This window comes from Methylotenera mobilis JLW8 (assembly GCF_000023705.1).
Lineage (GTDB): Bacteria > Pseudomonadota > Gammaproteobacteria > Burkholderiales > Methylophilaceae > Methylotenera > Methylotenera mobilis.
Map to the genome: position 1 here is coordinate 527,740 of NC_012968.1, position 21,620 is coordinate 549,359.

A 21,620-nucleotide genomic window follows, 5' to 3' on the forward strand; every position below is an offset into this window, starting at 1 on the left:
TAGCAAAGCTATTTGTCAAAAACTACAATGAACGCACCTCTATTAAGCACTATTTTAAACGCAGAGCCTAAGCCTGCAACGCGCTTGCGCGAAATTCCCTATAACTATACTTCTTTCTCTGACCGTGAAATTGTCATTCGGTTTCTTGGCGAAGAAATTTGGAGTATTTTAAATGAATTGCGCGGTGAGCGTAAAACTGGGCGTTCCGCACGCATGTTGTTTGAAGTGCTGGGCGATTTATGGGTGGTGTCACGCAATCCATATCTGCAAGACGACTTATTAGAAAACCCTAAGCGTTGCAAAGCGCTGGTTGATGCCTTGAAGCACCGCATTGCCGCGATTGATGAGCGCAGTGCCGGCAATGCTAAGGTGGTGAAGCTGGTAGTGGCAGCACGCCAAGCTGTGACTAAGTTTGAGAATGAGTTCAAACAGACAGCTAATCTGCGTAAAAAAGCACTGGCTAAGCTTTCAAAAATTACACGTAAAGATAACGTGAAGTTTGATGGCTTGTCACGCGTGTCTCATGTGACAGACGCTACCGACTGGCGTGTTGAATACCCATTCCTAGTATTAACGCCAGATACCGAAAGTGAAATTGCCGCCTTGGTGCGTGCATGTATTGAGTTAGGGCTTACTATCATCCCACGTGGTGGTGGTACTGGCTATACTGGCGGTGCGGTGCCATTAACACCTTTATCAGCAGTCATTAATACGGAAAAGTTAGATCAGCATACCGGCGTGCAAATGCGCACCTTGCCTGGTGTTGCACGCCAAGTGGCTACCATTGAGTGTGGTGCTGGTGTGGTCACCAGACGCGCGATGGAGGCGGCTTCTGATGCAGGTTTGGAGTTTGCGTGTGACCCAACCAGTGCGGATGCTTCTTGCATCGGCGGTAACGTTGCCATGAACGCGGGTGGTAAAAAAGCTGTGCTATGGGGTACTGCTTTAGATAACCTTGCCTCATGGCGCATGGTGACGCCAGATGGTGAGTGGATGGAGATTGAGCGCTTAGACCACAACCTAGGCAAGATTCACGATATTGAGTTGGCTAGATTTAAAATCAGCCGCTACAGCGAGGACATGAAAACCTTGCTGTCTGAGCCTGAGATTCTGGAAATCCCAGGTCCTAGCTTCCGTAAAGTCGGCTTGGGTAAAGACGTTACCGATAAATTCTTATCTGGCTTGCCCGGCATCCAGAAAGAGGGTTGTGATGGTTTAATTACCAGCGCCACTTTTATTTTGCACCGCATGCCTAAATATGTGCGCACCTTGGCCCTAGAGTTCTTTGGCAATGTATCGCATGCTGTACCTGCGATTGTAGAAATTAAAGATTACTTGGACGCAACTGCGAAGCAAACGCCAGCCGTGATTATGGCTGGCCTAGAGCATATGGACGAGCGCTATATTAAAGCGGTTGGCTATGCGACCAAAGCCGCACGTCAACAGCGCCCGAAAATGGTGTTGATTGCAGACATCGCATCCGATGATGAAAATGCGGTAGGTGAAGTTGCTTCAAGCATGGTGCGTTTATGTAACGCGCGTAACGGTGAAGGCTTTATCGCGGTATCGAGCGAATCTCGTAAGAAGTTCTGGCTGGATCGTGCCAGAACCGCTGCCATCGCGAAACACACCAATGCCTTCAAGATTAACGAAGACGTGGTGATTCCACTGCCGCGCTTGGGTGATTACTCTGACGGTATCGAGCGTATCAATATTGATTTATCTATCCGTAACAAGCTAAAACTGATTGATGCCTTAGAAGCCTTTATGCAAGGCGAGTTGCCGCTGCAGGCGGATGAAGATGGTGGCTCTGACGCTGGTATGGTGAAAACCAAGCAAACGATGGCGTTGGCATTGCTGGCTGATCTGCGTGCACGTTGGGGCTTTGTATTAGAGCATCTGGATGAGCCAGTTGCCGTGCTGGGCGAAGCTGGTAAAGCCTATGCGCATTATGAAAATGTGTTTAGAGCAGTGCAGTCTTATGATTTGCGTATTTCATGGAAGCGCGAACTGAAGCGCCCAATGGCTGATATCTTCGCTGGACGCGAGTATCAAAAAATTCTTGAACGTTGCGACGAGATTCATAAGCAGGTACTGAAAAGCCGCGTGTTTATTGCATTGCATATGCATGCTGGCGACGGTAACGTGCATACCAATATTCCGGTGAACTCTGATGATTACGGCATGATGCAGGATGCACATGCGGCCGTTGCCAAAGTGATGGCGCTGGCACGTGGTCTGGATGGCGTGATCTCAGGTGAGCATGGTATCGGTATTACCAAAATGGAGTTTCTGGATCAAGCCACAATTGATACATTTGCCGACTACAAAAACAAAGTAGATCCTAATGGTCACTTTAACAAAGGTAAGTTGATGTCAGGCTCTGGGCTAGAGAATGCCTATACGCCAAGCTTTGGTTTGCTAGAGCAAGAGTCCATCATTATGGAGCAATCTGCAATTGGCGAGATTGCAGACGACATCAGTGACTGTTTACGTTGTGGTAAGTGTAAGCCGGTATGTTCTACCCATGTACCGCGTGCAAACTTGTTGTATAGCCCACGTAATAAGATTTTAGGTACTTCATTGCTGATTGAAGCTTTCTTGTATGAAGAGCAAACGCGCCGTGGTATTTCAATTAAGCATTTTGATGAGTTTAACGATGTCGCTGACCATTGTACGGTTTGCCATCGCTGCGAAAAACCATGTCCAGTAGATATCGATTTTGGTGATGTTTCTATCAAGATGCGTAATTTCCTGCGTGAGCAGGGTAAAAAGCAATTTAACCCTGGCACCGCACTGGGCATGGCGTTCTTGAATGCTAAAGACCCGGCTACCATTAAATTATTACGTACCGTGATGATTAACTGGGGCTACAAAGCACAGAGTTTTGCGCATGGTTTGGCGAAGCGCTTCGGCTTACTGCGCGATAAGAAACATCCGCCCGCAACCGTAGGTAAGGCTGAAATCAAAGCACAGGTGATTCATTTTATTAATCGCCCGATGCCGAAGAAAATGCAATCTAAGACCTCGCGCGCGATGCTGGGCTTAGAAGATGATCATATGATTCCGGTGATCCGTAACCCACAAAAAGTAACGGATGACTCTGAAGCAGTGTTCTACTTCCCTGGTTGCGGTTCTGAGCGCTTATTCTCTAATGTAGGGTTGGCGACACAGGCGATGCTGTATGAAGTAGGCGCGATTACCGTGCTGCCACCAGGCTATTTGTGTTGTGGTTACCCGCAAACCGCGTCAGGCAATCACGATAAAGGTCAGGAGATTACAGCAGATAACCGCGTGTTATTCCATCGTGTTGCTAATACGCTCAATTACTTGGATATTAAAACAGTGATTGTGTCATGCGGTACTTGTATGGATCAGTTGCAGAAGTACGAGTTTGAGAAGATTTTCCCTGGTTGCCGCTTGTTGGATATTCATGAGTATCTGATGGAGAAAGATGTGCGCTTACAAGGTGTTACCGGTACACGTTATATGTACCATGATCCTTGCCATACGCCGATGAAGACATATAAGCCACTTGAAGTGACCAACACCTTGATGGGCCAAGATGTGGCGCTCAATGATAGATGTTGCGGTGAGAGCGGAACTTTTGCGGTGGCACGTCCAGATATTTCTACGCAAGTGAAAATGCGTAAACAAGAAGAGCTGGAAAAAGGCATGCAGCAAATGGGCTTGACCGTGGGCGCACCAGAAGAGCAAGTGAAAATCCTTACTTCATGTCCAAGCTGCCTACAAGGTCTATCCCGTTACGGTGAAGATACCGGAATTGAAGCTGATTACATTGTGGTGGAAATGGCTAAACATATTATGGGTGAAAACTGGATGCAAGACTATGTGCATAAAGCTAACAATGGCGGTATCGAAAAAGTATTGTTATAACCGTTAGCTTGATAGCATGTGCGAACGCCCCATGTAGTGATTTACATGGGGCGTTCGTGTTTGTACGGATATGTTTGAGGTAAGCGTTTTGCTTAATGCTGACTGGTAGTTGAGATGCCGCTTAAGAGAAGTGCTCATCCAGTTTTGAGGCCGGAGCCAACCCGAGCTAAAATTAAATCGTTAAGACCAAACTGTACAAAACGGCAAAGACTAAAATGGTAAGAACAGCGCAGTGGCAAGGTTTTGCACTACACGAGAAATCATGCGCTGAGACTTCTCCGCAAGCACTAGGGCATAAAGATCTGTACGACCGATCATTTTCCCAAATTCGCGTTCAAACGATAGGTTCTTATCGTGGTCGTTTATTTCGTTGCTCAGCAAATACAGTGCGCCGGCTTCGTCTCTCGCATTCGATAGTTTCCATACCGCAATTTCTATATTGCGTGCCACATTGTATATGCGCTGCGGGTCTAAGCTGTCCATAAAGTAAAACTCGGTTTTATCGTTATGCGCTTTTAGCAGCATGGTATGCAGGCCAACGGTAAAGGCAAGCACGCGGTCGCCCTTAAACTCTGGATTAAAGGCGAGGAAGATTGCATCTGTTGTCACCAGATTGTTAATTTCTGGGAGTTGATAGTGGTGTTGTGTCGCGCCATCAAACACCCAATCTATCATTTTCTCGGCTGGGTCGGAGGTGCTTTTCTTTAACTCTTGTGGGTTGCGTTTGTATAGCTTGAGCATCAGCAGGCGCAGGCTTTGTGCGTTCTCACGCATTTCTACATCAGCCATCCTGTCAATATCGGCTTTTGCAATTTGGCCAATAGTGCTTTTGTCCTTTTGTTCGGGGACGCTCTTTTTGCTGTTTTTATCTAATGGAACATTGGATGCGCAGGCAGAGAATAAAAAGACACACCCAAGGTAGGGTGTGATTCTTTTTAACAGCGTAGTGCGGCTGGTCACTTTTGTATCATCCGCGCTTTGGGGAAGACAGCGCTGAAAGTACTACCTACACTCAATTCACTGCTAATTTCAAGTATTGCCTGATGTCTGGTCAATATGTGCTTGACGATAGCAAGCCCCAAGCCAGTGCCGCCTGTTTCACGGCTGCGGCCTCTATCTACTCGATAAAAGCGCTCGGTTAAGCGATGAATGTGCTGCTGATCGATACCTATACCATTGTCGGTAACGCTGAAAATACCTTGGTTGTTACGTAACTGCCAACTAATATGAATTTCACCACCTTCAGGTGTATAGCGTATGGCATTGCTGACTAAGTTACCCAGCGCGCTTTGCAGTTCATCCACAGCACCTGATAAATCAAAATGTGGGTTGGTTTGCGCGCTGATGCTATGTTTGCCTTGACTCAGTGCGTTGGCGTCATTCAATAACATGTTCATCAGCATGGACATATTAATCGGATTGTTGTCGGGCGCTTGTGTGTTGCTTTCGATATGTGACAGTGTGAGCAAGTCTTCAATCAGGCGGCGCATACGCGTAGTTTGGTCTTGCATCATGCCAAAGTAGCTACTTATGCTGCTAGGAATGGCGCCTTCCATATCTGAAAGTGTCTCGATAAAGCCACCTACTACAGTCAATGGTGTGCGCAGTTCGTGTGATACATTGGCAATAAAGTCACGGCGCATCGCATCTACTTTTTCAATCTGGGTAACATCGCGGCTGATCAGCAGTTTTTGTTTTGTTGCTAGCGGAATCAGCCAAATTTCCAGGGTAGATTCAGTACTCTTAATGTCTTTCAGCTTAAACGGCTCGTCATATACTTCGTTGTACAAGTAAGCAATAAAGTGGCTGCTTCTCAGCAGGTTAACGATAGGTAGGTTTTTGTCGGTTTCCAGATTTAAGCCTAGTTGGTATTCGGCATGCGAGGTGCACCATTCGATGGTGTTGGCTGCGCTGAGAATGACTAGGCCGTCAGGAATGGCATTCGCCACGATTTGGAAACGCTCTAACGCAGAGTTTAACTCTGTCTGTTTGAGCATGTTGTTGCGTTCGTATTTTAATAAACTACTGTATACATCTTCCCACAAGCCTGAACCTTCCGGTACGTGACGTAAGTCTGGTGTTTGCAGCCAGTTGTTGAGTTGATGTATCCAATAAATATGACGCGCGACATAAAGCAATAGCCCCAGTGTAAACACCACTAAGGCTGTCACCAAGCCTGAGATTAACCACATAAAAACGCTCACGATGCTTAGAGCGCAAATAAATAGGACAGCTTTCCAGCGTATATCAATCACGAGTCATATTTTCAGTTGTTTTTTTATTACAGTGATTATAGCGAGGATTTACAAGTAAGCATGAGTTTTTGACATCATGCGCCATCACTCAACGGCATGCTTGTGCCGTGTTAGTGTTGACTGGCTTCACTTGGTTGTGAAGATAGTCGGTAGCCTGCACCTCTTACTGTCTGGATAAGATCCTCGTGGCCTGATGCAGATAGTGCGTTACGTAAGCGTCTGATATGCACATCTACTGTACGATCCTCAACAAACACGCGGTCACCCCACACTTTATCCAGCAGTTGACTACGCGTATGCACTCGCTCTGAATTAGTCATGAAAAAGTGTAAAAGTCTGAATTCTGTAGGACCTAGATCAATGGTCTTTTGATTGCCTGTCACACGATGCGTGGTTGGGTCTAATCTTAGTCCATTAAGCTCAATCGGGTCATCCGTCATTTGTGGTGCTCTGCGACGTAACACCGCCTTGATGCGGGCATTGAGTTCGCGTGGGCTAAATGGCTTTGTGACATAGTCATCGGCACCGACTTCTAAACCGCGCACCTTGTCGTACTCTTCGCCGCGTGCTGTGAGCATAATGATAGGGATGTTCTTGGTGTAGGTGTCTGATTTAAGTTTGCGGGCAAGTTCTAGTCCGTTCATGCCAGGTAGCATCCAGTCTAATAAGATTAAATCAGGCACTGTTTCACGCATGAGGTCTAGCGCAATTTCGCCGCTAAGTGCGCGAATCGCATTGTGACCAGCCTGGGTAATGTTGAGAGCTAGTAGCTCTTGGATGGCTGGTTCGTCTTCAATTACTAATATATTGGCTGGCATATATATTTCCTCAATTAATTTGCCTCGGATATTTAAGCCCAATCAGTTTATGACGCTAATATGACATATTCATGACAAAGTTTAAACCTGCTATATCTGCGAGTAAATGCAATAACTAAATTGCCATTTTTAACAATTTGTTACACTATACCGTTAGTTGGCAATTCAGCTGGTTTTGAAAATAATAATGCGTGTGGAGAGATTGCAGAATGACGGATTTTTTTTCTAAAGAGAGAATCACGGCAAACCCTAGTTTTAATCGGTGGCTAGTGCCGCCGGCAGCCTTGGCAATTCATTTGTCTATCGGCATGGCGTATGGGTTTAGCGTGTTCTGGTTACCTCTCTCTAAGGCGCTTGGTATACAAGACCCAATCGCCTGTGCTGATACGATGGGTATCTGGGCGCGTGCTTTTGCTACCGATTGCGATTGGAAGGTGAGTGATCTGGGCTGGATGTTTACCTTGTTTTTCGTATTCTTAGGCACCTCTGCTGCCGTGTTCGGCCATTGGCTAGAGCATGCCGGACCGCGTAAAGCGGGTGCCGTGGCTGCGGTATGCTGGGGCGGCGGTCTTCTTTTGTCCTCATATGGTGTTTACACACATCAACTATGGCTAATGTGGCTAGGTTCAGGCGTGATTGGTGGAATTGGTTTAGGTTTGGGGTATATCTCACCTGTTTCTACATTGATTAAATGGTTCCCTGATCGTCGCGGCATGGCCACCGGTATGGCAATTATGGGTTTTGGTGGTGGTGCCATGATTGGTGCGCCGCTTGCCAATACCATGATGTCACACTTTGCAACACCTACTTCTGTTGGTGTGTGGCAGACATTCGCTATTATGGGTGTGTTCTATTTTATTGCCATGATGATAGGTGCGTTGAGTTACCGCGTGCCACCTACGGGTTGGGTGCCTAAAGGCTGGGTGCCGCCGGTGAATAATGGCAATAGCATGATTACCAACCGCCATGTGCATGTGAATCATGCACATAAAACACCACAGTTCTGGCTACTTTGGGCTGTGTTATGCTTGAATGTTAGTGCCGGTATTGGCGTGATTGGTATGGCATCTCCTATGTTGCAAGAGGTGTTTGGCGGTGCTTTAATCGGCGAACAGTTGAAGCTGGCTGAATTGTCTCCAGAGCAGTTATTGCGCGTAACGGCGATTGGTGCTGGCTTTGCTGGTTTGCTGTCGCTGTTCAATATTATCGGCCGTATTGGTTGGGCCTCGCTATCCGATTGGTTAGGGCGTAAGCGCACCTATATTATCTTTTTTGCCTTAGGTTTCTTTTTATATATCTCTGCGCCTTGGGCCGGGGGTATCGGTAGTGTTGCCGTGTTTGCCGGTTTGTTCTGTGTCATTTTAACCATGTATGGCGGTGGCTTTTCTACCATTCCGGCCTATCTGGCGGATATTTTTGGCACCCAGCACGTGGGTGCGATTCATGGGCGATTATTAACGGCTTGGGCTACGGCCGGTGTGCTGGGGCCAGTGATTGTGAACTATCTGCGAGATTACCAATTGGATCATGGCGTGCCAGCAAGTCAGGCCTATAACGTAATTATGTACGTGTTAGCTGCGCTGCTGTTACTAGGCTTTATCTGTAATTTGCTGGTAAAACCAGTGGCAGATAAACATTATATGACCGATGCGGAACTGGAAGCAGAGCGACAATTGGCGCATGAAAAATCCATCAAGTTAAATGGCGATAAAGTAGTCAGCCAGCAAACTGAAAGTCATCCGCTGTTGGTTTTTGTGGCGTGGACACTGGTTGCCATTCCGATTTCGTATGGCATCTTTAGTACCCTGCAAAAGGCGTGGATATTGTTCCATTAGTGGCGGCTGGCACCATCTAGGTAAGTGCTTTGAATATATCGCCTATGATGTTGGTGATATGCGGTAAAATATTGCTTTATTAAGTTTAAGCAAGTTTAAAGGAAGCATACGTGAGAGAAATTAAGAAAAACCTAGATGGATCAGGCATGCAAGTCGGTGTTGTTTTATCCAGATTTAATAGCAATATCGGTGATGGCCTGCTTGAGGCATGTAAGAGTGAACTGCTTAAATTAGGCGTGGCAAGCGATGCGATTACGATTGCAACCGTGCCAGGTGCACTGGAAACACCGCTGATTTTGCAACACATGGCGTTAAGTGAAAAGTATGATGCATTAATTGCTTTGGGTGCGATTATCCGTGGTGAGACCTACCATTTTGAAGTAGTGGCGAATGAGTCTGCACGTGGCATTTCTGAAGTGCAATTAAATACAGGCGTACCGGTTGCCAATGCGGTGCTCACCACAGAAGATGATGATCAGGCGATTGCGCGTATGCATATCAAAGGTGCAGAGGCGGCTCAGGTAGCTGTTGAAATGTTTAATTTGGTTAAAGCGCTATGAGTGAAAATAAACCAGCAGTAACAAGCTTAGTGGTAGATGCCGAAGCCGGCACTACTGCTAGTGCTAAAAAGCCCGCCTCCAGAAGCGGCGGCAAAAAGAGCGGTAGCCAAAATCGCAGAAAATCACGCGAATTGGTTTTAAAAGCGGTGTACCGCGGTATGCTAAATGACTCTGAGTTATCACAAGTGTTCCGTGATATGCGTGATGACCCAGATTATAACAAGGCAGATGAGGCTTACTTTAAGCACTTATTGCAAGCCGTTACCGAGAACTTGACTGCCATTGATGGCAAGATTGTTGGCTTTATCGACCGTACACTAGAAGAGCTTAGCCCGGTTGAGCATGCGATTTTACGCATTGCCGGTTGTGAGTTAATGTTTGATCTAAGCATTCCATATCGCGTGGTTATCAACGAAGGCGTGGAACTGGCTAAGGTGTTTGGCGGTACGGATGGGCATAAATATATCAACGGTGTTTTAGATAAGTTTGCCGCAGATGTACGCGCAGCTGAAGTAAAAGCCGCGCGAAGCTAGTTTTTGACATTGATGCGCGGTTGCTTGGTGCTACATGCTCAGTCAAGGCTGATATCATGGATTTAAGCCACGCACTGGAAATCGTGCGTTTAACAGATGTTGGGTTGCTGCGTAGTCATAATGAAGACGCAATCGCCAGCGATGCCTGCATCGGTTTCGTTATTCTGGCCGACGGCATGGGCGGTTACAACGCAGGTGAGGTGGCCAGCGAAATGGCCGTGCTTAGTATCACCGCTGAAGTCAATGAAGCATTGGGCTCTTATTCCGCCAAACCTGCGGTGCTCGATATTGTAGATAGGCCCTTTTTAAGTAAATCTATACTCAAAAAGTTATTGATAGATGTAGTTGCTACGGCAAACGCGTCTATCTATCAGGCATCGCAAACCTACCCGCAATGTGAGGGTATGGGGACGACCTTAGCGTTAGGGTTGTTTACCAATAACCAATTGCTAGTCGGGCATATTGGCGACTCCCGCGTATACAGGCTGCGCAACCATCAGCTAGAGCAAATGACAGAAGACCATTCATTGCTGCAAGAGGAGATTCGGGCTGGGATATTGACCTTAGAGCAAGCAAAGCATTGCACCCATAAGAATTTGGTGACGCGGGCCTTGGGGGTTGATGCTGAGGTAGAACTGGAACTCAATGAATTTAAAGTAGAAGTAGGCGATATTTATCTGCTATGTTCTGATGGTCTGAGTGACTTGGTGGATGATGCATTAATACAGGCCACACTTAATCATTATGTATCCGACTTAACCAGTGCTGCCGATGTTTTGGTACAGTTAGCGAATAAACATGGCGGTAAAGATAATGTTTCTGTCATACTAGCCAAAGTTAATGGCTCCTATGAAGATAAAAATACCTGGTATGATAATTTTATAAGTTGGATAAAGTAACAGGATAGATTATGGCAAAGCTTATTCTTACCTTAGACGGTTCATACTTCAATGAATATGCATTAACCCATCTTAAAACTACCATCGGCCGTAAATCTACTAATGACATTCACCTTGATAATTTAGCGATTAGCGGTGAACATGCAGTCATACTGAGGCAAGGTGATGACTACTTTGTAGAAGACCTCAACAGCACCAACGGTACGCGCGTCAATAATACCGTTACCAAAAAACAGCAGTTAAAAAATGATGATGTGATTGAGCTGGGTCGATTCCACCTGACCTTTCTTGACCATGAGGCAGGCGCAAACGCCGCCTTTGAGAAAACCATGCTGGTGCATCCTTCGGCATTCAGCGCTAAACCAGCCTCGTTCTCCCCTAATCCAGTACCTGTAGCACAAGTAGCTCCGGTGCGACCAAGTGTTCAGCCGCCAGTTGCCTCCAATGTGCTGAACGATGAGACTAGCCAAGTTGAGCCGGCTTTGGTTGGCAAAATACAGGTGTTAAATGGTACCAGCAGTGGGCGCGAGTTAGTGCTAAATAAGGCGCTGACTACATTGGGCAAAACAGGGGTGCAGGTGGCAGTGATTACCAAGCGCCCGAATGGTTACTTTATTACCCATGTGGAAGGTAAAGTTTTGCCCGTCGTCAATGGCGTTTCTACCGGGGTGCAGGCGCATGCCTTGGCTGATCGTGATGTGATTGAGTTGGCTGGCGTGAAAATGGAGTTCTATTTATCCTAGGCCTAGCGGCTTGAGTTAGAGACGCCGTGAATTAAGTGTTTGATTGTAGTGTTTGCGTTATGTGCTAAAAGCACAGTGTTAAAGAAGTCTGAATTAGCTAGTTAATTAAGGTATAGCATTCAATGTCTGAACATCAGCACCCATACATGTTAGCGCAGTTAGAGCGTTTAAATGCAATTGGCATTGCACTCTCAGCAGAACGTGATAACCAGCGCTTGTTGGAAATGATTCTGCTTGGTGCGCAGGAAATTACCAATGCCGACGGCGGCACTCTTTATACCATCACGCAGGATAAACACCTTAAGTTCGAGATGATGCGTAATAAGTCGCTACAGATGTCGTTAGGCGGCACCACCGGTAAAGAAATTCCATTCTTACCTTTGCCTTTGTACTTGGCAGATGGTAGCCCTAACCTGACCACGGTTGCTGCCTACGCTACCTTGCAAGACCAAACCGTTAATATCGCCAATGTACGCGAGGTCGATAGTTTTGATTTTTCTGGTACACGCAAATTTGATGAAAAAACCGGCTATCACTCGCAGTCGTTTTTAACGATTCCGATGAAAGACCATGAGTCCAAAGTGATTGGTGTGCTGCAGCTGATTAACGCGACCGATGTTGATACCGGCGCGATTATTCCTTTTTCCATTGGGCACCAAACCTTGGTAGAGTCTTTGGCATCACAAGCTGCGGTAGCCATGACCAATCATCACTTAATTGATGGCTTGAAGGGCTTGTTCGAGGCGTTTATCGAGCTGATTGCTGATGCTATCGACCAGAAATCACCCTACACCGGCGGGCACTGCCGACGTGTGCCAGAGTTGACCATGATGCTGACTCAGGCGCTGATTGATGCCAAGACTGGCCCTTTTAAAGACTTTACCCTAAATGAAAATGAGCTTTACGAGCTAAAAGTGGCAAGTTGGCTGCATGACTGCGGCAAGGTGACAACACCAGAAGCTATTATGGATAAGCCAACTAAATTATCCTCCATTTTTGACCGTATTCAGTTGCTTGATCAACGCTTTGAGCTCCTAAAGCAGCAGGCTGAGTGTGCCATGCTAAAAGAGCAGGTGGAAATACTTAAAAGTGGCGGTTTCAATCAAGAGGCGGAGGTGAGATTAACGGCGCTGCAGGCCAAGCAGGATGCGTTTAATACCTATTGTGATGAGGCTAGGGACTTCCTCAGGTTGGCTAATATCGGTAGTGAGTCGATGACCGCAAGTGATTTGCAGCGTATAAAAGACATCGCCAATATGGAGATGCTAGATGCATCCGGCAATAAAGTACGATTCTTGAACGAGGATGAAACCTACAATCTGAGCATCAAGCGTGGTACTTTAACCGCAGAAGAGCGTCAAGTGATCAATAACCATATCGTGGTCACCATTAGCATGCTGGAATCGCTGCCTTATCCACAAAGTTTGGCGCGCGTTCCTGAGTATGCCTGCGGTCACCATGAGCATATGGATGGTAGCGGCTATCCGAAAGGGCTGACACGCGAACAAATGTCGATACCAGCGCGCGTGATGGGCGTCGCGGATATTTTTGAGGCACTCACTTCCAAGGATAGGCCTTATAAAAAGGCAAAGACACTTTCCGAGTCATTAGCAATCTTGGGCAGGATGAAGGTGGATAACCACATTGACCCTGAGCTGTTTGATATCTTTGTACGCGAGGGTATTTACCTGAAGTACGCGCAGCAGTTTTTAGAGCCAGAACAAATTGATGAGGTTGATTTGACGCAGATACCTGGTTATCAACCTTAACGTTTGATCACCATACAGGTGAAGCTTGGGATTTAGTTGCTGTTAAGGTCAACGCTGCGGCAGCCAGATGCATCGCAAGCTAGGTAGCTGCCTTGTTCATACCAGTCGCCCAGTACCCATCTCGTGATTGTTTTTCCGTCAACCTGTAGTTGGTGCTGGTGCGGTCTGTGCGTGTGACCGTGTATGAGTAGGCTGGGGTAGTCATACTCTTTTAGTAGCTGGTTTACCGCCTCTGCATTCACATCCATAATAACTGCTGATTTATTGGATTTCTCTTGCTCGCTACGTAAGCGAATAGCTGCAATCTGGTCTTTGCGTGCCTGTAAGGGTTGGCTTAAAAACTGCGCTTGCCATTGCTTGTTTCTTACTTGGGTGCGGAACTGCTGATAGGTGACATCATCCGTACATAAGGCGTCGCCGTGGCTGAGTAGGGTGGCTGTTTCACATAGGTCAATCAACGTAGGATCGTTGATTAACTGTATATGTGCCGCCTTGCAAAAGTCTTCTGTAATTAAAAAGTCGCGATTGCCGTGCATTAAATAAATCGAGACACCTGACGTGGCTAACGCTTTAAAGCCTTGGATAATCTGCTGGTTAAAAGCGTCTTCAATATCATCATCACCAGCCCAGTATTCAAATAAATCACCTAGAATATAAAGTGCTTTGGCGGACTTTGCTGTGGAGGATAGAAACTGGAGAAAAGCATCGGTAATTTGTGGGCGACTTGCACACAGGTGTAAATCAGAAATGAATAGTGTCACGCCTGATGGATCGGGGCTGTCAGTGTTAAGGTTAACCAAAATATACAGCCCCGTTCTTGTTGCGATTAAACGCGGGTTGCTTTTTCAATCACTACGTTGCTTGATGGCACATCTTGGTGACCTTTTAGGCTAGTAGTGGCAACTTGTTTGATTTTATCAACCACGTCCATGCCTTCTACCACTTTACCGAACACACAGTAGCCCCAACCGCTGCCGCTAGGTGCAGTGTGGTTTAGGAACTCATTGTTTGCTACGTTGATAAAGAACTGGCTGCTAGCAGAGTGCGGTGCAGAGGTGCGCGCCATCGCAATCGTGTATTTCTCGTTACCTAAGCCGTTATCTGCCTCGTTCTTAATTTCATCTTGTGTGCTTTTTTGTGTCATGGTTGCGTCAAAACCGCCACCTTGAATCATAAAACCATTAATTACGCGGTGAAAAATTGTGCCGTCATAAAAACCAGCATCTACGTACTGTAAGAAGTTAGCTGCTGTAATCGGTGCTTTTTCAGCGTTTAGTTCGATGGTGATGTCACCAAAGTTTGTTTGTAGTTTAACCACGAAATGTCCTTATAAATAATTGTTAAAACTGTTGAAAATATCTAGTAAAAATTAGGTGTGTGCTTATAAAGGCGCTTTGTTTACTTTAACTTGATGCACAACGATAGGCGATCTTGGTACGTCACCGTATGGGCCAACGTTGGCAGTTGAGGTTGCTGCGATGTCACGCACCACATCCATGCCTTTTAGTACGCGGCCAAACACGCAGTAACCAATAAGTTGGGCATCTGGGCTTTGATAGTTAAGAAACTGGTTGTTCTCTAGGTTAATAAAAAACTGTGAGGTTGCAGAATCCGGATCCGAGGTTCTTGCCATAGCAATGGTACCGATTTCATTCGTTAAGCCATTGTTGGATTCGTTAACGATCGGCGCGCGTGTTTCTTTTTCGGACATGTCGGCATTAAAGCCGCCACCCTGAATCATAAAGCGTTTAATAACGCGGTGGAAAATCGTGTCTTGGTAAAAACCTGAGTTTACGTAGGCCAAGAAATTTGCCACAGTTTTTGGGGCTTTATCAGGGTAAAGCTCCACAATAAAGTTACCGCGGTTGGTTTCAAATACCACTTGTGGATTAGCTGCCATCGCCGTGCCGCTAAGTAACATTAAGGTGAGAAAAATATAAAATTTGCGCATTAAGGGTCCTTGAGTGATGATTGAAGCGGCCTAGTGGGTGCTAAGCCGTACCTTCATAAATGATTTTCCAGCTGTTACCTTCTTGTATCCAATACTGGCGTTTTTGCATGACATTTTTCAAATGCGGGCTATTAAAGCTTTGCGTGAAATCAACCACTACCAGTTTTTTCTGTGGGTCAGGGTAGCTAAACATGCTGATATTAGACAGTGAAATATCGATATCTGGCTTGCTGGCCTGCACGCGGTACTTATGCTCAGCCCATTGCTCATAGTTGATACCATTGGTTGAAAAATCTTTGGAGTAGTGTGACAGGTATTTCTCAGTGTCTTGTGCACGCCAGTCGTTGAGCCAATGGTTGATGGCCGAGTTAAGAACCTCTTTTTCTGCCTCGGGGGCCGCAGAGCTGTTCAACCACTGCAGGTTGTTAGCAATGATAATCGGTGTCTTACCAGATTGTAGAACGGGTTCTAGTGCTTTTAAGTCCTGGTTTGCTACCACGACACAGCCATCACTGGCGCGGGGCGGGCGGCTGTAGGTGCTGCTCGGCGTGCCGTGTAGCCAGATGCCAGAACCGTTTCTGTTGTGCGCTTTATCCCATTCATTAGGGTAGCTCAGCGGGTAGGCACCTTCGCCGTAAAAATCGGGCAGTTGTTGCTTGAGTTTGGTGCTGGCAAAATAGACGCCGATCGGTGTGCGTTTGTCACCTTCGCTCTGTTTCTCTACCCCGTTTTTACCCACGGTAATGTAATAGTCAGCAACGTACTTGAGCTGATTGTCATGTTTTTCATACAAATACAATCTGGACTTGCTGGTATCAATCAGCATTAAATGCGTTTGCTGGGCGTTGGGTGCCAGAATCAAGTTGGGCTGTTTGGCTTGCGATTGTTTAGCTAAGTAGCGCTCAATGCGTACACGCGCTTCATCTTGCAGGTCCTGCACCGCTTCTGGGCGGTTAATGCCAGGGTCGCCAAAAGCCTGCAAATACTTACCCTGCGCCATTAACAGGTCGCCGCGTACCAAATGGGCGAGCTTGAAATTAGGCACGCTCTGAATCAATTGGTCTATCGTGTTCAGTGCCTGCTGGTGTTTACCTGCAGAGATTTCGAGCAAACTCTTGACCAGCAACTCTTCGACGAGATTAGCTGCCACATTAGATGCGATAGTTGCTGCGCTGCCGAAGCTGGCTTTAGGCAACAGGTTGCCAAAGCTAAAGCGGTTTACAGCAGTTGCATTCCAGGGCACCAGCGTAATGGCAGCTAATAGCGTATAGGTCAGTGCTTTGTTAATCATCATGCCTTATATTTCAAATACTACTTAACTACTGGTAGTTATTAATCAGTAGTTGCTAGCGATTAGTTGCTAGCGATTTCTTCGGTAATCAACCAATTGTCGCCGGATTTTTTCAGCAATAGTGTTTTGCTGGTGCGAATTGGTGAGCGTTTGTCCGCTTGGTAGCTTTGTTTGAAGCGTACTTTTGCGGTGTTACCTTCGTTTGCGACCACGGCAATATTGTTGAGTTCCACGTTAATTTTAGATGGGGCGCTAATGCGTTCACGTCTTTGCTTTTCCCATGCTTTGTAATTTTGGCCTTTGGCTGGCTTAAAGTCATCGGCATAGCTGGCAAAGTATTTGTTTAAGTCTTTGTTAGACCAAGCTTGTGCCCAGCTGTTGATAGAGGCGGTAATGTTGTCTGTGTTGTTGCCTGCCGCCTTTTTCACTTCTTTGGTTTCAACTGCAGGTGATGCAGTGTTTGCAGTAGCTGGTGCTGACACAGTTGCTGCTTTCACAGGCACGCTAGCTGCAATGGTGGTTTTGTTGCCGGTGCCGAACAGGTCTTTAATTAAAGACAGTTTGCCTTGGGCGCGTGTATTAGCAGTATCTAGCTGCAATGCTTTGTCGTAAGCTTCACTTGCCATACGCGCATAAATGTCGCCTAGGTTTTCGTGTGCAGTGGCATAGCTAGGGTGAGTCTTGATTGCTGTTTCCAGTGCTTTACGCGCTTTATCAAACTGGCCTTGGTCTGCGTATAACACGGCTAGGTTGTTATATGGCTCAGGCAGGTTTGGGAAACGTTCAGTCACCTCAGTGAATGATTTGATTGCTTCATCTCTACGGCCTTGCTCAGCTAGCAATACGCCTTTCATGAATAATGCTTGTGCGTTTTTCGGGTTGGCCGCAATGAAAGTGTTGATACGGTCTAGCGCTACCGCAGTTTGACCTTGGTCAGCGAGTTTTGAGATGTCTTTGAGTTCGTCTGCAGATGCGATATTGAAGGCAAAACTTGCTGAAGCTACTAAAACAAAGCGAGCGATTGAAGATGGCAGTGACGCAATAAAATTATTCATTGTGATATACTTTTTGGTGAATAAACAAAGTGTAATTCTATCAATAGCCTAAGCAACCTCCAATAGCTCATTTTGATTTAAGCCAATATATTTCTGCATTGCGCGCATTAATCGGCCTAGTGTGCGTTGGGTTGCAGATAAAAACAAATAATCTATCCTCTAGCTTTTAAATATATGTTAAAAATTTACAATACATTAGCCCGTGAGAAGCAAACATTTACTCCTATTGTTGCCGGCAAGGTCAGTATGTATGTATGTGGCATGACGGTCTATGATTACTGTCACTTAGGACATGCGCGCGTGATGGTGGTGTTTGATATGGTGAGCCGCTGGTTGCGCGCGTCTGGCTACAACGTGACCTATGTGCGTAATGTGACGGACATAGACGACAAAATTATTAAGCGCGCTAATGAAAATAACGAAACCATCGCGCAGCTGACCCAGCGTTTTATTGATGCGATGGATGAAGACTCTGCCAAGCTAGGCGTGCTACGCCCAGATTTAGAACCTAAAGCGACTGAGTTCGTGGATGGCATGTTGTCTATGATTGCGGCATTAATTGACAAAGGCTTTGCTTACCCAGCTGCCAACGGCGATGTGTTTTATTCAGTGAGCAGTTTCCAGGGTTACGGTAAGCTTTCAGGCAAGTCTTTAGAAGATTTGCGCGCAGGCGAGCGTGTAGAAGTCGATAGCTTTAAAAAAGACCCGATGGACTTTGTGCTATGGAAAGCGGCCAAGCCTGGTGAGCCCAGCTGGGAGTCGCCCTGGGGTAAAGGCCGCCCAGGCTGGCATATTGAATGTTCGGCAATGAGTTCACACCATTTAGGCCAGCATTTTGATATTCACGGTGGTGGGCAGGACTTGCAGTTCCCGCACCATGAAAATGAAATCGCGCAGTCAGAAGCTGCGCATAGTCATGATGGTAAACCCTGTCAGATGGTGAATTACTGGATGCATAACGGATTTGTGCGTGTGGATGATGAGAAGATGTCTAAATCCTTAGGCAACTTCTTTACGATACGTACTGTGCTGGAACAATATGATGCAGAGGTGATTCGCTTTTTTATCCTCCGCGCGCATTATCGCAGCCCGCTAAACTATAGCGATCAGCATCTGAATGATGCCAAGCTGGCGCTTACCCGCCTTTACACGGCACTGCGTGGTGTTGATGTCTCTGATGATGCGATTGATTGGCAGCATCCTTACGCTGCGCGTTTTAAGTTGGCGATGGACGATGACTTTAATACACCGGAAGCGATGGCGGTGTTGTTTGACTTGGCCAATGAAGTAAATAAAACCAAGTCAACAGAAGCGGCTGGCTTACTGAAGGGGCTAGCGAGCGTGCTGGGTTTGTTGTCGCGCAAATCTGATGAGTTTTTGCAGGCTAAAACCAACGCTAACGGTGCTGCTAATGATGGTGCAGCCGAGTTGGATGTTGATGCGATGATCGTCAAACGTCTAGAAGCCAAGCAAGCCAAAAACTTTGCAGAGGCTGACCGAATCCGTAAAGAGCTGGCTGAGGCCGGCATTATTCTGGAAGATACGCCACAAGGTACCACCTGGCGTAGTGCTTAATCCGCTTATTATTTAAAATTATTGAATTGAGTAAGGACTTGTTATGCCCGTTAAATTAACTGCCCCCTCGGCTGCATCTTTATTGCCTGTTAATGGCGTGGAGTTAGGCTATGCGGAAGCGCACGTGAGAAAACCTAATCGTAAAGATGTGTTGGTGATTAAGCTTGCTGAGGGCACGCGTGTGGCTGGCGTTTTTACTAAGAACCGTTTCTGTGCCGCACCGGTGGTGCTATGTAAGGATTTCTTAGCGCAATCAGCGGGCATTCGCGCTTTGTTAGTCAACACTGGCTGTGCTAATGCCGGTACTGGTGAAGATGGCTTAAAACGCGCGCAGCAAAGCTGCGATGCGCTAGCTGATTTGCTGGGTATTCAGGCGAATCAAGTACTGCCATTTTCTACCGGCGTAATTTTAGAGTCGTTGCCTGTTGATAAAGTGGTGACTGGTTTGCCGGCAGCCATTGCTAACTTAAAAGCAGATAACTGGTTGAATGCCGCTGAAGCGATTATGACGACAGATATCGTGGCCAAAGGCACATCGCGTCAATTAAGCGTGGGCGGTAAATCCGTCACCATTACCGGCATGAGTAAAGGCTCAGGCATGATTCACCCTAATATGGCGACCATGCTGGGTTATATTGCAACGGATGCTGCGATTAGCCAGTCTGCGCTGGAGAGCATGATTCAGTATGCAGTGAATAAGTCATTTAACTGCATTACGGTGGATGGCGATACTTCGACCAATGACAGCTTGATTTTTATGGCAACCAACCAAGCCGGCAATGCTAAAGTAACCGAAACTAGCGCCGATTATATTGCACTGCGCGACGCGTTTACCGAGGTGGCGGTGGAGCTGGCACAAGCGATTGTGCGTGATGGTGAAGGCGCAACCAAGTTTATGTCGATTGTGGTTGAGCGTGGCCAAAATGAAGAAGAGTGCCGCAAAGTGGCTTATGCAATTGCCCATTCACCTTTGGTTAAAACGGCGTTCTTTGCCTCAGATCCTAATTTAGGCCGCATTCTGGCTGCGATTGGTTATGCCGGCGTGGATGATTTAGATGTAAATGCGCTAGACCTGTATCTGGGTGATGTGTTGGTGGCAGAAAAAGGCGGGCGTGCTGCCTCATACCTTGAAGAGCAAGGCACTGCGGTGATGGCTGAGTCTGATATTGTGGTGCGTGTGGTGCTGAACCGTGGCAATGCTGCGGTCACGATTTGGACCTGTGACTTTTCGTATGATTACGTAAAGATTAATGCGGACTACCGCTCTTAATCATTGTTCTCAATCATCGTTCTTAGCATTAGCTAAGCGATATTAATCCGATAAAAAAGAAAACCTAGACATGAGCACTAGTGCCCTTAATTTATCTACAAAAGGCCCGGCAGGAGCTAGCCCAGCAGAAGGTTCGGCTGCTGGTGACTCTGTCACTAAGGTGACGGAAGCCGCGGTTGGCATTGTTCAGCGCGATAACGGCATGGTGTTGCTGGGTGAGCGCCCGGTCGGCAAGCCGTGGGAAGGCTATTGGGAGTTCCCGGGTGGCAAGGTGGAACCCAATGAAACGCCAGCACAAGCCCTGAAGCGGGAGTTACAGGAAGAGCTAGGCATTATAGTAACGCGCTTTCACTCGTGGATGACCCGCACTTACGAATATGAGGCACGCTATGATCAATCTGGCAAATTAATCACACCAGCTAAGGCGGTGAAGCTACATTTCTTTATTGTGGTGGAGTGGCAAGGCGACCCTGTGGGGTTGGAAGACCAACAGCTGAGCTGGCAAAATCCAGAGAAATTAACGGTAGGGCCTATGCTGCCGGCGAATACGCCAATTCTTACTGCGCTTAGTTTAGCTCCAGTTTATGCTATCAGTAATTTAAAAGAAATGGGTGAAGTGCAGTTCTTTGAGCGATTAAAAATGGCGCTGGAAAATGGCTTGATGATGATACAGGTGCGCGAGCCGGATCTATCCAAGCAAGACTTAATGCTATTTGCCGAGCATGTGATTGCACTGGCCAAGCCTTTTGAAGCCAAAGTGTTTGTTAATACCGATGTGGAAAGTGCGCAGCAATTGAACGCCGCTGGCGTGCATCTGTCGGCCCAGCGACTGATGCAGTTAAAAGTGAAGCCTGAAGGTTTGCTGGTAGGGGCCTCCTGTCATAATGCGGCAGAATTGGCGCATGCCAAGATGTTGGCGTTAGACTATGTGACACTGTCTCCGGTTAAATCAACGCTAAGCCATCCTAACACGGCGCCGCTAGGCTGGGCTACGTTTAATCAGTTGGTTGCCGGCTATTCGCTACCGGTGTTTGCGCTGGGTGGTATGCTGCGGGAAGACTTGGATCCCGCAAGGACTTATGGCGCGCATGGCATTGCAATGCAGCGTGATGTATGGGGTGCGCTGTAAGCAGGTTGGTGTGGTAGCTACTTTTTATTAAGTTGCTAGG

The 21,620-nt window shown here is 46.8% G+C and carries 18 protein-coding genes; 10 read left to right on the plus strand and 8 right to left on the minus strand.

The genetic code is table 11. The features are described 5' to 3' along the window. Window positions 1-27: 27 nt before the first annotated feature. Window positions 28-3,897 (plus strand): DUF3683 domain-containing protein, encoded by a 3,870-nt coding sequence (locus MMOL_RS02520; RefSeq protein WP_015831443.1) that lies wholly within the window; start codon window positions 28-30, stop codon window positions 3,895-3,897. Between the two features lie 210 nt (window positions 3,898-4,107). Here MMOL_RS02520 and MMOL_RS02525 read toward each other — a convergent pair whose 3' ends face one another. The 3 genes from MMOL_RS02525 to phoB form a co-directional block, all read right to left on the minus strand. Further along, window positions 4,108-4,857, minus strand: coding sequence for a hypothetical protein (locus MMOL_RS02525; RefSeq protein WP_015831444.1), 750 nt, complete (start codon window positions 4,855-4,857; stop codon window positions 4,108-4,110). Beyond that, complete coding sequence (phoR, locus tag MMOL_RS02530) at window positions 4,854-6,152, minus strand: phosphate regulon sensor histidine kinase PhoR (RefSeq protein WP_015831445.1); 1,299 nt, start codon at window positions 6,150-6,152, stop codon at window positions 4,854-4,856. Before phoR ends, MMOL_RS02525 begins: the two co-directional genes overlap by 4 nt. 110 nt (window positions 6,153-6,262) lie before the next feature. Then, window positions 6,263-6,970 carry a phosphate regulon transcriptional regulator PhoB gene (phoB, locus tag MMOL_RS02535; RefSeq protein ID WP_015831446.1) on the minus strand — a complete coding sequence of 236 codons (708 nt, stop codon included), beginning with the start codon at window positions 6,968-6,970 and terminating at the stop codon, window positions 6,263-6,265. Window positions 6,971-7,179: 209 nt separating this feature from the next. Between phoB and MMOL_RS02540 the strand changes: the two genes are divergently transcribed. The 6 genes from MMOL_RS02540 to MMOL_RS02565 all read left to right on the plus strand — a co-directional run bounded on the left by MMOL_RS02540 (window position 7,180) and on the right by MMOL_RS02565 (window position 13,309). Then, window positions 7,180-8,805 (plus strand): OFA family MFS transporter, encoded by a 1,626-nt coding sequence (locus MMOL_RS02540; RefSeq protein ID WP_015831447.1) that lies wholly within the window; start codon window positions 7,180-7,182, stop codon window positions 8,803-8,805. Window positions 8,806-8,915: 110 nt separating this feature from the next. Next, window positions 8,916-9,365 carry a 6,7-dimethyl-8-ribityllumazine synthase gene (gene ribH / locus MMOL_RS02545; RefSeq protein WP_015831448.1) on the plus strand — a complete coding sequence of 150 codons (450 nt, stop codon included), beginning with the start codon at window positions 8,916-8,918 and terminating at the stop codon, window positions 9,363-9,365. Further along, window positions 9,362-9,898 (plus strand): transcription antitermination factor NusB, encoded by a 537-nt coding sequence (gene nusB, locus MMOL_RS02550; RefSeq protein WP_015831449.1) that lies wholly within the window; start codon window positions 9,362-9,364, stop codon window positions 9,896-9,898. The genes ribH and nusB overlap by 4 nt, the downstream gene beginning before the upstream one ends. A gap of 56 nt (window positions 9,899-9,954) precedes the next feature. After that, window positions 9,955-10,797, plus strand: a complete 843-nt coding sequence (locus MMOL_RS02555) for a Stp1/IreP family PP2C-type Ser/Thr phosphatase (protein ID WP_015831450.1) — start codon at window positions 9,955-9,957, stop codon at window positions 10,795-10,797. A gap of 11 nt (window positions 10,798-10,808) precedes the next feature. After that, entirely contained in the window at window positions 10,809-11,540 is a 732-nt protein-coding gene (locus tag MMOL_RS02560; protein WP_015831451.1) for an FHA domain-containing protein, read from the plus strand. A 122-nt stretch (window positions 11,541-11,662) separates the two neighbouring features. Next, the gene (locus MMOL_RS02565; RefSeq protein WP_015831452.1) at window positions 11,663-13,309 is read left to right on the plus strand and encodes an HD domain-containing phosphohydrolase; all 1,647 of its coding nucleotides are present in this window, start codon (window positions 11,663-11,665) and stop codon (window positions 13,307-13,309) included. 32 nt (window positions 13,310-13,341) lie between these two features. Here MMOL_RS02565 and MMOL_RS02570 read toward each other — a convergent pair whose 3' ends face one another. From MMOL_RS02570 to MMOL_RS02590, 5 genes are all read right to left on the minus strand, one after another. Further along, complete coding sequence (locus MMOL_RS02570) at window positions 13,342-14,109, minus strand: UDP-2,3-diacylglucosamine diphosphatase (RefSeq protein WP_015831453.1); 768 nt, start codon at window positions 14,107-14,109, stop codon at window positions 13,342-13,344. A gap of 26 nt (window positions 14,110-14,135) precedes the next feature. Beyond that, a complete protein-coding gene (locus tag MMOL_RS02575; protein WP_015831454.1) occupies window positions 14,136-14,627 on the minus strand; it encodes a peptidylprolyl isomerase in 492 nt (163 codons plus the stop codon). A gap of 63 nt (window positions 14,628-14,690) precedes the next feature. Then, a complete protein-coding gene (locus tag MMOL_RS02580) occupies window positions 14,691-15,260 on the minus strand; it encodes a peptidylprolyl isomerase (RefSeq protein ID WP_015831455.1) in 570 nt (189 codons plus the stop codon). Window positions 15,261-15,300: 40 nt separating this feature from the next. Continuing rightward, window positions 15,301-16,554 carry a L,D-transpeptidase family protein gene (locus MMOL_RS02585; RefSeq protein ID WP_015831456.1) on the minus strand — a complete coding sequence of 418 codons (1,254 nt, stop codon included), beginning with the start codon at window positions 16,552-16,554 and terminating at the stop codon, window positions 15,301-15,303. A 59-nt stretch (window positions 16,555-16,613) separates the two neighbouring features. Then, window positions 16,614-17,606 carry a tetratricopeptide repeat protein gene (locus MMOL_RS02590; RefSeq protein WP_015831457.1) on the minus strand — a complete coding sequence of 331 codons (993 nt, stop codon included), beginning with the start codon at window positions 17,604-17,606 and terminating at the stop codon, window positions 16,614-16,616. A 174-nt stretch (window positions 17,607-17,780) separates the two neighbouring features. Here MMOL_RS02590 and cysS point away from each other — a divergent pair, with 174 nt between their 5' ends. From cysS to MMOL_RS02605, 3 genes are all read left to right on the plus strand, one after another. After that, complete coding sequence (gene cysS / locus MMOL_RS02595; protein WP_015831458.1) at window positions 17,781-19,181, plus strand: cysteine--tRNA ligase; 1,401 nt, start codon at window positions 17,781-17,783, stop codon at window positions 19,179-19,181. A 43-nt stretch (window positions 19,182-19,224) separates the two neighbouring features. Beyond that, window positions 19,225-20,451 carry a bifunctional glutamate N-acetyltransferase/amino-acid acetyltransferase ArgJ gene (gene argJ, locus MMOL_RS02600; RefSeq protein ID WP_015831459.1) on the plus strand — a complete coding sequence of 409 codons (1,227 nt, stop codon included), beginning with the start codon at window positions 19,225-19,227 and terminating at the stop codon, window positions 20,449-20,451. Window positions 20,452-20,521: 70 nt separating this feature from the next. Continuing rightward, on the plus strand, window positions 20,522-21,580 hold the full coding sequence (locus MMOL_RS02605; RefSeq protein WP_015831460.1) for a Nudix family hydrolase: 1,059 nt from the start codon (window positions 20,522-20,524) through the stop codon (window positions 21,578-21,580). Window positions 21,581-21,620: the final 40 nt, after the last annotated feature.

Coding starts and splice junctions, on each gene's coding strand:
- MMOL_RS02520 (WP_015831443.1), top strand. CDS start 28: ATGAACGCACCTCTATTAAGCACTATTTTAAACGCAGAGCCTAAGCCT.
- phoB (WP_015831446.1), bottom strand. CDS start 6,970: ATGCCAGCCAATATATTAGTAATTGAAGACGAACCAGCCATCCAAGAG.
- MMOL_RS02540 (WP_015831447.1), top strand. CDS start 7,180: ATGACGGATTTTTTTTCTAAAGAGAGAATCACGGCAAACCCTAGTTTT.
- nusB (WP_015831449.1), top strand. CDS start 9,362: ATGAGTGAAAATAAACCAGCAGTAACAAGCTTAGTGGTAGATGCCGAA.
- MMOL_RS02555 (WP_015831450.1), top strand. CDS start 9,955: ATGGATTTAAGCCACGCACTGGAAATCGTGCGTTTAACAGATGTTGGG.
- MMOL_RS02560 (WP_015831451.1), top strand. CDS start 10,809: ATGGCAAAGCTTATTCTTACCTTAGACGGTTCATACTTCAATGAATAT.
- MMOL_RS02565 (WP_015831452.1), top strand. CDS start 11,663: ATGTCTGAACATCAGCACCCATACATGTTAGCGCAGTTAGAGCGTTTA.
- MMOL_RS02580 (WP_015831455.1), bottom strand. CDS start 15,260: ATGCGCAAATTTTATATTTTTCTCACCTTAATGTTACTTAGCGGCACG.
- MMOL_RS02585 (WP_015831456.1), bottom strand. CDS start 16,554: ATGATGATTAACAAAGCACTGACCTATACGCTATTAGCTGCCATTACG.
- MMOL_RS02590 (WP_015831457.1), bottom strand. CDS start 17,606: ATGAATAATTTTATTGCGTCACTGCCATCTTCAATCGCTCGCTTTGTT.
- cysS (WP_015831458.1), top strand. CDS start 17,781: ATGTTAAAAATTTACAATACATTAGCCCGTGAGAAGCAAACATTTACT.
- argJ (WP_015831459.1), top strand. CDS start 19,225: ATGCCCGTTAAATTAACTGCCCCCTCGGCTGCATCTTTATTGCCTGTT.
- MMOL_RS02605 (WP_015831460.1), top strand. CDS start 20,522: ATGAGCACTAGTGCCCTTAATTTATCTACAAAAGGCCCGGCAGGAGCT.